The 16279-nt window shown below is 20.1% G+C and carries 3 protein-coding genes; all 3 read right to left on the reverse strand.

Annotated elements, in window-relative coordinates; all coding sequences use genetic code 4:
• Positions 1 to 882 precede the first annotated feature (882 nt).
• Positions 883 to 1884 (reverse strand): FIVAR domain-containing protein, encoded by a 1002-nt coding sequence (locus NPA14_RS01070; RefSeq protein ID WP_373456864.1) that lies wholly within the window; start codon positions 1882 to 1884, stop codon positions 883 to 885.
• Between the two features lie 547 nt (positions 1885 to 2431).
• Positions 2432 to 9130 (reverse strand): hypothetical protein, encoded by a 6699-nt coding sequence (locus NPA14_RS01075; RefSeq protein WP_257076173.1) that lies wholly within the window; start codon positions 9128 to 9130, stop codon positions 2432 to 2434.
• Positions 9131 to 9298: 168 nt separating this feature from the next.
• Positions 9299 to 16069 carry a hypothetical protein gene (locus NPA14_RS01080; protein ID WP_257076174.1) on the reverse strand — a complete coding sequence of 2257 codons (6771 nt, stop codon included), beginning with the start codon at positions 16067 to 16069 and terminating at the stop codon, positions 9299 to 9301.
• Positions 16070 to 16279 lie beyond the last annotated feature (210 nt).

Raw genomic sequence — 16279 nt, forward strand, 5'->3', positions numbered from 1 at the left:
GTAAATTGTAATTTTTGACTATTTAAAATAATTAGATTATTCAATATGTTTTAATAAAAATTTAAATAAGTTGATAGCATTAAAATTGTATATATAATTTTTTATTATTTTTTCATATTTACAAAACTTTCTTGTATGGCATAATTATCATTAAAATTATCAATATTTTTTAATTTCTTGATTAATTTATTTATTGTGTTTAATTTAATTAGGATATTTTAAACAATTATATTTGTTCAATTTCTTTTTAATGTTTTCAATTAAAAAATAATAAGAAAAATCATTTATTAAATATATATATATATATATTGGTAAATAAAAAATAAAATACTTAAAATCTCTATAAAAATGTAAATCAAAATACTCTTCGTAAGTCATTGGTTTTTCTTCATGCATCGAATAAATTTTATAATTAGTTATATTTGCTATAGTTCTGTAAAAACAAGCAACAAAACAAATTAAAATCAAAAATAAAATAAAAAACAACGAATTTATTATTTGAGAAACGTTCTTTAGTTTATAGGTTTTATATTTTTTTTCTAATTTTATTGGAATGAATCAATTCACTATTTGAATTAATAACAATGTTATCAGTGTATAAATAATATAATAGTTTAATCCTTGAGTTAGTTCAAAACTAAGTCATGCATTACTTAAAAAAGTAAAAGTTCCAAAAAAATAAATAAAATATTTTAAAAATATATTTAAATATTTCATTAGTATTCACTCCAATTTGAATTTTTCACAAATCAATCTTTTATAATTTTTACTATATTGAAATTATATTATTTTTATTTTAACTAGTTCAATTTATTAATCTATGTAATACAAAAAAAACTGAAAAAAATATATTTTTTCAGTTTTTTAATATTCATATAAAAATTATTTATTATTAAATCTTTTAACTAATAATCAAGCAAAATAAACTAATCCTATTGTTAAAATACTTGCAGTTATTAAAATTATTAATAATAATATATCTTTATACTTATTATTCTTTTTACTATTTAATAATTGATTTAATATTGAATTAACTTGTTGAATATTTTGAGCGTTTTTAATTTGTTTTTTATAAGTTATTTTTTCTTCATTTGAATAGTTTTCTAATTTATCAATAACAGAATTAGCATTATTTTTTGATAATTCTAAATTAACTTTACCATCTAGTTTATTCAAAACGTTTCTAAATTTTTCATTATTAGATTTTAAAATTGATTCATTTAATAAATTATCATTTATAGTATGTAATTGATCAAATAATTTTTTGCTACTTATAATCATTTGATCATAAGAATCTTTAATATTTTTTGTCGCATCATAATAATTATTATCTATTATAATACTAGAATTATTTTGTAAATTATTTCTTAATTCTTTCATTAAATTATTAATATTTTGATAATCAATATCTAATTGTTTTAAAATCTCTAAATTATCAGTTTTTATTATTGTTTCAAGAGCTTTATCCTTTTGTTTGTTAGTTAAAGCTTGATATTCTTGGTTAATTTTATTTTTTATCAATTCTTTTTGTTTATTTACTTTAACATTACCATTTAAATTATTAATAGCATTTTTTAATTCATTGATAGCTTGATTAACTTGATTTAAATCTAAATTATTTCCAGTTGTTTTATTTAGTGTTTGCTTTTGATTATTTAAAGCTTTATCATAAGCTTGTTTTAAATCTAAATCGGCTTGTGAATAATTAATATTATTAGTATCAATTGTTTGAATATTATTATAAGTTTGCATTGCTTGATCTAATAAAGTAATTTGATTTTTTAAAAGATTTTGATTTTGTCAATTAAGATTTGCAATTTCTTTTTCTAAAGCTTTTTTTTGTGCATTATTAAGATATTTAGTTTGTTTTAAAAATTCATTTAATTCTTTTTGGCATTTTGATCTTTTTGTTTATCAATTAGCTCGTTAAATCTATTATTAAATTCATTAACTTTATTAGCAAAATCTTTATTTGTAGGATCTAAATTATCAATTAGATTATTTAACGTTTTTTTATCTTTTTGATTTAAAATTGCTTCATTTTTAACTTTTTGATAAAGATTTTCTTTAGTTGTTAAATTAATTTTACTTTCTTTGAAATTATTTAAATTATTAGTTTGATTTTCTTGATCATTAACAGCTATATTTAATAAATCATCTATTAAATCGTTTTGTTGTTCGTTGTTTAAATTAGTTTTATTTTTAATTTCTTGAATTAAATCTTTTTATCTAATAAATAATTTACTTGATTATTAAATTGTTTGATTTGTTCAGCATTATTTACATCGCTTGGTACTTTAATGTTATCAACTTGTTGAATTAATTTATCTTTTTCTTTTGACTTAAATGAGAATTATTTTGAATACTTTGCTTAATTTTTTCTTTTTAAATTCATAATTTAAATCACCATCAAGTGCTTCTTTGGCTTCAATTAAATCTTTTCTAATTGATTAACAGCTTGAGAATCAAGATTTTGCATTGAATTAGTTTGTAATAAATCTAATGTTTGATTTTTTAATTTATCATAATTATTTTTAGTTCTTGGACTAGCTGCTTTATAAGAATCATTATTTTCTTGATTTAATTCATTTTCTAAATCTTGCAACGTATTAGCAAGTTGTTGCATTAAATTATCTAAAGTTATAGCTTTATTAACTATATCATCTACATCAGCAATTAATAAAACATTATCAATTTCATTTTTTAAAGCTTCTTTTTGAGCATTATTTAATTTAGTTAATTGATCAATTTTTTCTTTAGCTTGATTTTGTTTATTTTTAAGTAATTGGTCACCATCTAAATCATTATATTTAGTTTTTAAATCTTTTGCTAATTGTTCAATTGTTTTTTGATCAATAACATTAGCACCTTTTTCTTTATCAACAAGATTTGCTGCTTGATTTTTAACATCTTCAAAAGTAAGTTTTTTCTCACTTGTAGCATTTAAGTATTTTTTATCAGTAGCTAAGTTGGCATATTTAGCTAATTGATTTTTAAGATTTTGCATTGTTTGATTAATATTATTTGCTAAATCTTTTATTGCTAAAATTTTTTCATTTTCAACTTCTTTATTAACTTGAGCAATTAAATTTTCTTTTTGTTTATTATTAAGATCATTTAATTGATTAATATAATCAATTACTTGCTTACGAGTTTCAGCAATATTATTGCCATTTAAATTATCAATAGCATTATGAAGATTTTGATTTTGTTGATTTACTAAATTTTCATTTAATAAATTTTCATCATTATTATTTTCTAATTGTTTTAATAAATTTTGAGCTTTGATAATTTCTTGGTCATAAACTTGTTTTTTATCTGGCGAAGCATTAAGATAATTATTGTCTGCTTTTAAAGTTTTTCCCTTAGCAAGATAATCTCTTAAAGTTTGCATTTGGCCATTTAATACTTTATTTTCATTATCAGCTTGATTAATTTGTTCAAAATTATTGGCTTGATTAATGTTTTCAATAGCTTTAGTTTTTTGTGCCTCAGTTAATGAAATATATTCATTATTAATTCTACTAATAGCATTTTCTTTAGCTTCTTTAACTTTTTCTTGACCATTAAGATTATTTTCTGCTTGTTTTAATTCATTAATTTTAGCTACAATTTGTTCTTTATTTAAGTTTAAACCATTTGTTTTATCAATTATAGTTTGGCGCTCTTCTAAAGCATTATCATAAGTTTTTTGTGGATTTTCATCAGCTTGTGAATATTTAATATCATTTTTATCTACAACTTCAATTGCTTTATATTCTTTCATCACATCATCTAAAGCTTGAATTTTAGTTTTTAATTGATCTATTTGATTAGAATGAGCTAAAGTAATTTCATTTCTTAAAGTTGTTTTTTGCGCATCGTTTAGAAAATTTTTACTTTCTAAAAATTCTTTTAATGCTATTTTTTGATTATTAATAGTTAGAGCTTCTTCATAAAATTCTTGAATATTTTGATCTCAAATTTGGTCATTTTTGCTCACTAAATCAATTTTTTGATTTATTTCATTTTTTTCAATTTGATTTAAATCTAATAATTGATTAATTTTAGTTTTAATATTTAATTTAGCCTCTTCAAGAGCTTGGTTAATAATTTGATTTAATTCTGCTTCACTTAGATTTTTATTTAAAGAATTTATTTGATTATTAAATTGATTTTTTTCTTCAGTGGTTAAATAAAGCATTTTTTCAATATTAGATACTAAAAATTTTCTTTTACCATCTAAAGTATTTGTTATTTGAATTAAATTCTCATAATCAGTATTTAAATTATTAATTTGTTCATTAAGATTTGATAAATTTATATTATTTAAATCAGTTTCTAAAAATTGATTTAAATTATTTTTAGCATTATCCAATATTGAATCATATTGTTTTTGTGTTTCTATTTCTTCAGCTTGATATATTAAAGAATTTTTAATTTCATTTTCATTATTTAATTGATTATTTATTAAATTTAAATTTTGATCTAATAATGAAGTTAAATCATTTATTTGATTAATATTTTTTAAAGTATCTTGTTGATTAATTAGAGCAATAAGTTCTTTTTTATGCTTATCAGTTATATTGTTTAGTTTTTCAATCTTATCAATTGCTTCTTTTTTAGCTTGAAAAATACTATTACCATTTAAATTATCAATTGTTTGATTAATATTATTAATAGCATTTTGAACATTAGAAATTTCAAGTAAATTATCATTATCAACAGTATTTAAGTTATTTAATAATACTTTAGAATTGTCAATAGCTTGATCATAATTATCTTTAATGTTTTTAGTTGCATGAATATAATTATTATCATTTTGAATATTATCTTTTTCATTAATTAAATTTCTCATTTCAAGCATTTTTTGATTTAATTCATTGGCTTGATTTTCTATTTGTTCAATAGTTGTAAAATCATTACTTTGATCTATTAAATTAATTAATTTATTTTTTTGTAATTTAGTTAAATTATTCAATTGTTCAATATTATCTTTTGCTTGTTTTTTGCTTTGATTTAATTTATTTAAACCGTTTAAATTATTTTTAGCATTTTCTAAGTTTTGTATATATTCTTCAATAGTTACTAAATTTAAATTTTGCTCACTATTATTATCAACAATTGTTTTTCTTAAATTATTTGCTTGATCATAATTATCTTTTAAATTACTATCAGCTAAAAGATAATTTAAATCAGTATGATCTATTTCGCTAATTGCTTGATAATTTTGCATTGCTTGATCAAGTTTATTTATATCATTTATAATTTGTTGTTCATTTGTTTCATTAGCTGTTTTAATAATTTCTTTAAAATTATTTTTTTGTCCTTGATTTAAAAAGATTTTTTGATTTAAAGTATTTAATAAATTTTCTCTAAGTTTATTTAAATCTTGTGCTTGTTTATAGATATTAGCTATATTTTGATCTAAAATATCATTATTTAAATCAGCTTCTAAAATTTGTTCTTTAAATTGTATTTTTTCTTCTTGTGTTAAATTATTTAATTTATCAATTTCTAAATTAAGATTTTCTTTAGCCTGTGTTAAAGCTTGATTAAGAATTTGATTTTTGGCACCTTGATCAATAGTATTTTTGTCTAAAAAATTAATTTGTTCAATAAAATTATTTTTTTGATCTTTATCTAAATGTAAAGCTTTATTAATTTGATTTTTTAAATCTGTTTTTCTACCATCTAAATTATTTTGTGCACTTTGCAATTCACTAGTTATGTTTGCACTTTGATTAATTTTTTCAATAATGTCATTAGTATTTAAATGAGTAAAATCTAAAGTTTCTAAACTATTTTTAATTACTTGAGATTGATTTAATGTCTCATCATAATTATTTTTAATTTCTTGATTTTCAAGTTGATAATCTAAAGATTCTTTAACTGAAGTTTTTTGATTAATTTGTTCTTTTAAAGCACCAAATGTTGAATCTAAAACAATAATTTGATCTAGTAGATTTTTAGCTAAAGTATTATCATTCTGTGATAATAAATTAGTTCTAATTTGATTTTTTTGTTTTTTAGTAAAATTGCTTAAACTTTCTAAAATTTTTAATTTTTCACTTAGTTCTAAATCAAAATTTAAATTATTAAAATCTGTTTTTAAATTATCTCTAATTTCTTGATAAAACCTTAAATTATTTAAATGTAAATTACTGTTTTCTTTATTTTGTTGTGCTTTTTCTCAAGAAGTTTTGAACTTATTAATTATTTGCTTTGTTTTATTAATAAAAGGAATAATTTCGTCAATGTTATTGGTTTTAGTAATATTAATTATTTGATTAATTTGATCATTAATTTCAACTATAACATTTCTTTTAAGTTCTATTTCTTGATAATTATTTTCAATAATACTAAATTGACTATCAAAATCATCATTAGAAGGATTTAATTCATCTAATTGATTAATAAAATAATCTTGATCATTTTTAGCAATTAATTGATCATTTTGAATAATTTTTAATAAATTCACTTTTCTTTGAAAATTGGCAACAGTTGTTTTATTTGGTTCATTAGTAAAAAGTTGTTTTAAATATTTAGCTTCTTGTTCATTATTTAATGCAGTATCATCAATTAATTCTTGAGCATAATCTAATACTAAATTTAAAAGACTGAGTTTACTATTTTCATTATTAGTATCTAAATCTAAATCATTATCAACATTGAAATTACTAATATAATTGATTAATTTATTTTTATCTTCTAAAGTAAAAGTTTTACTATTAATATTATCTATTAAATCTAATTTAGTTTTTATGCGTGTTAGTTTATTAACTTGTTCTAAGTTATTTTGAGCATGATCAAAAACTACTGATAAAATTTCAGCATCAATTTTTTCTTTAATAACATTTTCTAAAGTTGGATTTTTAGTAGCAACATTAATTAATAAACTTAATTTGCTTTGATTGTTGTTTGTGGCAATTTCATAATTAATTGCATTAGTAATTTGTTCTTGTGTTAAAAGCAATGACCAATTTGCTATTTGACTTTTAAAATTTTCTAAAGTATTATTATCAATACTATTAATATTATTAACATCATTTAATTTATTAATATTATCAATAATAATATCTAAATTTTTTACAGCTTGTGAGGAATTATCACCCAAAGTAATATCACTAGTATTCAAATTAGCAACTGAAGTATAAAGAATCATTTTGTCTTGATTTTTTAAAGAAGAATTTTTAATTTTATCTAAGAGAGATAAACGATTTTCAATGTTAGTTTTTACAGTTTCTAATTGATTAAAATCAGTAGTATTTTCAACTTCTTCAATGTATCTATTTAAAATGGTTTCAATATTATTTTGTCCTATTTCATTTCTATTATTAATTTGTTCATTGATAGGTAACATTTGTTTAATTTTACTTAATTCATTTGCAAAATTAACATTAGTATCAATAGTGTTTTCTTGATTAACTTGAATTCAATTAATTGTTTTTTCTATTAAAGTGTCTTTTAATTCATTTTTAACATTAGAATTTTCGATATCTTTAATTTGTTGTGCTCTTTTATATTCATTAGCTAATTTATTATCTAGATCACTATGATCTTTAGGCATGATATTAAAATCTGTTATTACTGAAGTATTAGGTTTGTGATTACTAGCTATTCTTAATTGACCAATTTGGGCTAATGTTTTTGCTCTTTTTAAATAATCATTAGTAAAACTAACATAATCAGAAGAATTAATATCTTTTTGATCAACAATTTCTATTATTTTTCTTATTTCTTCATAAGTAATTAAAGATGTATCAATTGTATTTTGTCCGTTAGGTTGATTAGTATTATTAAGTTGAATTAATTTAAAAATTTCAGTATAAGCGTCAGTTGTTTTTTTTGTTTCTGTAATTTTTTGAGTAATATCATTAATTAATTTTTGTTTTTCTTCTTCACTTTTTTGAGGATTTGAATTATCAAATTGATTTATTTTAAAAATTTTAGCAATATTTTGCATTAAAATGTTTTTATCATTTTGAGGAATATATTTATTTGTTCCAATCTCTTTAATTTGTTGTGTTGCTTTTTCTAATAAATCGTATTTTTGTTCTTGTTGTAAACCATTAGTTTGTTTGTAGTCTATAGCATTAATTTCTTTTAATAAATCAGCTTTAAGATTATCAGCACTATTAGAAATATCACCTTGCATATTATCTAAAACAATAGCTATGGCTTTTGATTTTTTAGTTGCTTCTTCTAATTTAGTGGCAAAATTTTCTTTATTATTATCATAATCTTTCATTCAACCACTAACAGTACTTAATCATTCTCTTCTGGTTGTTCAAGGAATATTGTTATTATTATTTCTAGCATTTTCTCATTGTTCTTTAATATCAGCGTTAACCGGTTTATTGTTTTTAATTTCAGTCATTGCGTCAATGTATAAAGCAATATCATTGAATTTTTGTGTAAAAGCTTCAACATTATCAGGCGATTCTTCTAAAACAACTCTATTTAATAAAGTAGTTAAATCTAATTGCACACCAATATTTTTATCATTAGGATATTTTGATGTATTAGTATTATAAATATTAGTTGGTATAGGTCAAGAATTATTAATTTTGGTAATTATTTCCGCTCTTAAATGTTCATTTTTTAATTTTTTCTTAATATTTTCTAATTCTAATTCATCAATTTTGGCTGCGTTCATTGGGTTAGGAAAACGATCTATTAAATCTTTCATAGATAAACCAGTAACAATACTTTGCATATAAGTAGTTACTCTTCCTTTTTGATTGGGAACGGTGAAAAAGTTATTAGATTCGCCATTCATAAAAGCAGTTTTTTCTTCGTTATTAGTATTTAAATATTTTCCTCCGGCTATTAAATCAATACCTTTAGCTACTTCATAAAAAAAATCTAATTTAGCAAATAAATTGGCTTCATAAGTTTGATTATTCTTTTTTTGTTCCTTAATACGATCTAACTGCTTAATAAGTTCATTATTTTTATAAGTAGATTCATTTTTTTTATAATTAGGTAATTGTCTAATTTGATTTTTGATTTGTTCAATTTTCTCATTAACAGTTATATTGTTGTCATGATTGATTTCAGTAGAAATAATAGGCACAAATGTTAAAGCAGTTAGTAATGGGCTTACAATTAGTAATTTTTTCTTTAATATTTTTTTAACTTTTTTCATTTATCTCTCCATATTTAGTTTATGTAAAAATAAACTTTATTTTTAGTAAATCCTTAAAATTAATTTAATAATCTTATTAAAAATAATTATAATACAGATACATATATATATATATATATATATTAGCATAAAAAATAAAATCAGGATTTTTCCTGATTTTTAATTATTTTATTTTTTATTGTTAAATTTTTTAACTAATAATCAAACTAAATAAGTTAAACCAAAAGTTAAAATGATACTTGTTCATAAAAGAATAAGAATTAATCAATCAATATATTTATTGCGTTCTTTATTTAAAGCATTTTCGTGATTTACTAATTGATTTAAAATCTTTTTAACTTGATTAATATCTTTGGCATTTTGAATTTGTTGTTTAAATTCATTTTTTTCTTCTAAAGAATAATTTTCTAAATCATTTACTTTTTTATTTGCTTCTTCTTTAAATAAAACTAAATTAACTTGTCCATCTAAATTAGCTATAGCATCCAAAATATTTTGATTAGTTGTTTTAATAAGATTTATATTGAATAAATCATTATTTTGCTTAATTAAATTATTTAAAAGTTTTTCACCATCATTAAGAGCTTGATCATAATTATTTTTATTTTCTTTTGAAGCATCATAGTAATTATTATTTGTTGTAACTTGAAATTTATTATTTAAATTGGCTTTTAAAGTTAGCATTAAATTATTTATATTTTGATAATTAGCATCTAATTCTTTTAATGTATCTAAATTATTAATTCGATTTATATTTTCAAGAGCTTTATCTTTTTGTTTATTAGTTAAAGCTTGATATTCTTGGTTAATTTTATTTTTTATCAATTCTTTTTGTTTATTTACTTTAGCATAACCGTTTAAATTATTAATAGCATTTCTTAACTCATTGATAGCTTTATTAACTTGATTTAAATCTAAATTATTTCCAGTTGTTTTATTTAGTGTTTGTTTTTGATTATTTAAAGCTTTATCATAAGCTTGTTTTAAATCTAAATCAGCTTGTGCATAATTAATATTATTAGTATTAATTGTTTGAATATCATTGTAAGTTCGCATTGCTTGATCTAATAAAGTAATTTGATTTTTTAAAAGATTTTGATTTTGTCAATTAATATTTGCAATTTCTTTTTCTAAAGCTTCTTTTTGTGCATTATTAAGATATTTAGTTTGTTTTAAAAATTCACTTAATTCTTTTTGAGCATTTTGATCTTTTTGTTTATTAATTAACTCATTAAATTTATTATTAAATTCGTTAACCTTGTTAGCAAAATCTTTATTTGTAGGATCTAAATTATCAATTAGATTATTTAACGTTTTTTTATCTTTTTGATTTAAAATTGCTTCATTTTTAACTTTTTGATAAAGATTTTCTTTAGTTGTTAAATTAATTTTACTTTCTTTGAAATTATTTAAATTATTAGTTTGATTTTCTTGATCATTAACAGCTATATTTAATAAATCATCTATTAAATCGTTTTGTTGTTCGTTGTTTAAATTAGTTTTATTTTTAATTTCTTGAATTAAATCTTTTTTATCTAATAAATAATTTACTTGATTATTAAATTGTTTGATTTGTTCAGCATTATTTACATCGCTTGGTACTTTAATGTTATCAACTTGTTGAATTAATTTATCTTTTTCTTTTTGACTTAAATGAGAATTATTTTGAATACTTTGTTTAATTTTTTCTTTTTTAAATTCATAATTTAAATCACCATCAAGTGCTTCTTTGGCTTCAATTAAATCTTTTTCTAATTGATTAACAGCTTGAGAATCAAGATTTTGCATTGAATTAGTTTTTAATAAATCTTGTACTTGATTTTTTAATTTATCATAATTATTTTTAGTTCTTGGACTGGCAGCTTTATAAGAATCGTTATTTTCTTGATTTAATTCATTTTCTAAATCTTGCAACGTATTAGCAAGTTGTTGCATTAAATTATCTAAAGTTATAGCTTTATTAACTATATTATCTACATCAGCAATTAGTATAGCATTATCAATTTCATTTTTTAAAGCTTCTTTTTGAGTATTATTTAAATTAACAAGCTGATCAATTTTTTCTTTAGCTTTATCTTGTTTATTTTTAAGTAATTGTTCACCATCTAAATTATTATATTTAGTTTCTAAATCTTTTGCTAATTGTTCAATTGTTTTTTGATCAATAACATTAGCACCTTTTTCTTTATCAACAAGATTTGATGCTTGATTTTTAATATCTTCGAAAGTAAGTTTTTTCTCACTTGAAGCATTTAAGTATTTTTTATCAGTAGCTAAGTTGTCATATTTAGTTAATTGATTTTTAAGATTTTGCATTGTTTGATTAATATTATTTGCTAAATCTTTTATTGCTAAAATTTTCTCATTTTCAACTTCTTTATTAACTTGAGCAATTAAATTTTCTTTTTGTTTATCATTAAGATTATTTAATTGGTTAATATAATCAATTACTTGCTTACGAGTTTCAGCAATATTATTACCATTTAAATTATCAATAGCATTATGAAGATTTTGATTTTGTTGATTTACTAAATTTTCATTTAATAAATCGTCATCATTATTATTTTCTAATTTTTTTAATAGATTTTGAGCTTTGATAATTTCTTGATCATAAACTTGTTTTTTATCTGGTGAAGCATTAAGATAATTATTGTCTGCTTTTAAAGTTTTTTCCTTAGCAAGATAATCTCTTAAAGTTTGCATTTGACCATTTAATACTTTATTTTCATTATCAGTTTGATTAACTTGTTCAAGATTATTAGTTTGATTAATTTTTTCAATAGCTTTAGTTTTTTGTGCCTCTGTTAATGAACTATATTCATTATTAATTCTACTAATAGCATTTTCTTTAGCTTTTTTAACTTTTTCTTGACCATTAAGATTATTTTCTGCTTGTTTTAACTCATTAATTTTAGCTTCAATTTGTTCTTTATTTAAGTTTAATCCATTTGTTTTATTAATGATATTTTCACGTTCATCTAAAGCATTATCATAAGCTTTTTGTGGATTTTCATCGGCTTGTGAGTATTTAATATCATTTTTATCTAAAGTTTGAATTTCTTTATATTCTTTCATTAAATCATCTAAGGTTTTAATTTTAGTTTTTAATTCATCTATTTCATTAGAGTGAGCTAAAGTAATTTCATTTTTTAAAGCAGTTTTTTGCGCATTATTAAGATATTGTTTATTATCTAAGAAATCTTTTAAATCAGTTTTTTTCTTATTAGCTTCATTAGCTTTATCTAAAATCTCTTGAAGTTTTTGATCAAGAATATTATTATCAATTAGAGCTTTTTCAAGGTCATCATATAATTGATCTTTTTCTTCTTGCGCTAAATCTTGTAATTGATTAATTTTAGTTTTTACGTTAGTTTTAGCTTGATTGAATGCTTCTAGTTTAATTTCATCAATTTTATCTTGATTTAAATCTTTATCTAAAGCATCAATTTTATTTTTAAAAGCTAATTTTTCATCATCGCTTAGATTTAATGTTTTATCAATTTGTGTTTTTAAAGTATTTCTTTTACCGTCTAAATTATTTTGAGAATTTTGTAAATCATTTAAAGCATTAGTTGTTTGGTTAATTTGATTTAAAATAGTCGATACATTTAAATTATCAAAAGTTTGATTTTCTAAATTTTGAATAATTTCTTCAGCTTTGTTTAAAGCATCATTATATGCTTTTTTATTTTGAGCATTTTCTAATTGATAAACATCATTATTAATTAAATTATTTTTTTCTTTAACTTGTTCTTTTAAAGCATTTCAAACATTATCTAAAATTAAAACTTGATCTAAAATTGCTTTAGCAGTTGTATTATCATTGATATCTTTTAATTTATCTTTAATTGTTGCTATTTGATTTTTATTAAAAGCTTTTAAATTATCTAATTGAGCTAATTTTTTAGCTAATTCACTATCAAAATTTAAAGCAACAAAATCAGCATTTAAATTATCTCTAATATCTTCATAGAATTTAAGTTCGTTTTTTAATAAATTATCGCTTTCTTTATTATTAATTGCATTAGTATAACTATTTTTAAATTTATCAACAACAGTAGTTTCTTTATTTAATTGTTTAACTATTTCATCTAAAGTAGTTGAGTTTGTAATTTGATGAATTTGATTTAATTTATTGTTAATTTCATTAATAACATTTCTTTTTTGTGTTAATAAATCATAATCGTTTTTTATTTTTTGATATTCACTAACAAAATCATTATTTGAAGGATTAAGTTCATCAAGTTTATTAATTAATTCATTTTTATCATTATTACCTATGTTTTGATCATTTTTAATAGTTTTAACTAAAGAAACTTTTTGTTCGAAATTATTTACTGTTTCTACAGAAGGATCATTGGTAAATAATTGTGTTAAATATTTTTCTTCTTGCACATCATTTAAATCAATTTCATTAATAATTGTTTGTGCATAAGCAATTGTTTTTTCTAAAGCATTAATTTTACTATTAAGATTGTTAGTGTCAAAATCATCAATATTAGCAATATTGAAATTAAGAGCAAATTCAACTAGTTTTTGTTTGTAATCTTCTTTTAATTTTTGATTATATATTTTTTCTACTAAATCTAGTTTATTTTTAATTCTTATTAATTGTGATTCCTTATCTTGATTATTATTATTATTAGTATAATCAAAAACAACATTTAAAATTTCTTGATTTAATTTAGTTGCTTGAGCTTCTGTTAATTTAGTTGTTGTTTTATTAACAATATTTTCTAATAAGCTTAATTTGCTATGTTCATTATTTTGTGCTATTTCTTCATTAATAGCATAATCAAATTGTTCTTGTGTTAAAGTTAAAGGTAAAGAAGCTAAATTATTACTTAATTTAACCTTATTATCTTCAGTTATTATTGAGTTATTTAAAAGAGGAATTTTTTCTAAAATATTTTCAAGATTTTTTACTGCTTGACTTTTATTAGGAGTTAATTCAATAGCATCAGTTTCCAAATTTGCTATTGCAGTATATAAAATTTGTTTATCTGAATCTTTTAAAGTAGATTCTTGAACTTTTTTAATCAATTCTAAACGATTTTCATTATTTGTTTTAACTGTTGTTAATTCTGTTAAATTGTTTGTATTTTTTACTTCATTAACATAACGATTTAAAATGGTGTTTCTAGAATTTTCATTTATATCACTAAGTTGATTAATTTTTTTGCCTAATTCCAACATGTTTTTTATTATCTCTAATTCACTAGCAAAATTAGAATTAATAATTCTATTAGTATTATTTTCATTAACTTGTGGATAATTAATAGTATCATTAATTAATTTTTCACTTAATTGATTATTAAAATTATTATCTTCAATTTCTTTAATTAATTTTGCTCTATTTAATTCATTTTCTAATTTTTGATCAATTTCAGAATCGTATTGAGGAATAATATTAAAATCGTTTATAACATTAACATTTGGTTTATGATTTTGTTGTATTCCTAATTTTCCTATTTCAATTAAAGTTTTATTACGTTTTAAATAATCTTGACTTTGTTTTAAATAATCTTCATCATTAACATTTTTTTCATTAATTTTTTGAATATTAGCATTAATTTCTTCATAAGTTAAAAATGATTTATTAATAGTATTTTCACCATCAGGAGTTGTTGAATCTGTTTGCTGAATATTTCTATAAATTTCAGTTAAACCATCAGTTATATTTTTTATTTCTTGATTTTTAGCTTTAATATCTTCTACTAATTTAGTTTTGTTTTCTTCAGGTGTATTAGAAGCATCATCATAAACATTAGGAGTAAAAACATTCGCTAAATTTTTAATTAAAGTATCTTTATCTTTTTGTGTTAAATATTCATTAGCACTAATTTCTTTAATTTGATTAATTGTTGCTTCTAAAAGTTCATATTTTGTTTCAATTGCAAGACCATTATTTTTTGTATAATCAATAGCATTAATTTTTTTAATTAAATCTGTTTTTGCGTTTTCATCATTAATGCCAATTGAACCATTAACACTATTCATTATATCCATTATTGCTGTTGATTTAATTACAGCTTGTTTTAAAATTTTGTCAAAATCTGCCTTTTTCGTATCATATTCTTTAATTAAACCAGAAGTAGCTTCAATTCATTCTTTTCTTGTAGTAAAAGGTAAATTATTTTGATCTCTAGTTGAAGCATCTCATTGAGCTTTTACTTCATCTGAAGTAGCCACATTATCTTTTATATCTGCTATTGCTTTAATAAATGTTTCTATATCTTCAAATTTTTCACTAGCTGCAGAAATATTTAATGGTGATTCATTTAAAGTCATATTCATTAATTCAGTTAAATTTGTTTTAATACCATATTTAATATGATTAGGATAAAAATTTTTTTGTTCAGGTTTACTATATCCATCAATAGGTCAATGACTATTTATGTAAGTAATTGTTTGTGCTCTTAAATTTTCATTTTTTAAACGTTGCTTCATTTCTTCTAAGGATAAATTTTTATTTTCTTCTTTAGAAACAATGTCTACCATATAGGAAGCAACATAAGATTTTTGATTACCCATATCAAAATATATACCAATTGAAGTTGAACCAGCAAAAAAAGCTTGTCTTTTTATATTATCTTTATCTAAATAATGGCCTCTTTGTTCTTCATCAATAATTAAAATATTATTAAAAATCGTTTCATGAAAATCAACTTTATCTAAAAGATCTTGCGTAATTGTATCATCACTTGTATTAGCTGCTTTGATTTTATTTAAACTTTCAATTAATTTTTCTGTTATTGCAGTACTTCTTTCTCTTTGGATTCTTTGAATAATTCTATTAGCTTTTGTAGTTAATTCACTAACAGTTAAATTAGAAGTTGTGCTTGTACTAGATAAAACAGGAATTATTGCTAAAGGAGCAAAAATCAAACTGTTTGAAATAATTTTTTTCTTTAATAAATTTTTTGTATTATTTTTCATAATTTCTCCAAAATAAAAATAATATTTATTTTATTTTTAGTAAAAAAGCAAATATAAGTTAAAATATAATATTTTTTGCTTTAATTAAATTATATATATATATATATATTCATTAAAATAATAATAAAAAATAATTTTTGATATTATTTATGAACTTTTAATATTTTTTTTATCTTTTGTTGTATTTATTAAATTTATTTAAGTAAAAAT

Source organism: Mycoplasma sp. 1018B (genome assembly GCF_024582675.1).
GTDB lineage: Bacteria > Bacillota_I > Bacilli_A > Mycoplasmatales > Metamycoplasmataceae > Mycoplasmopsis.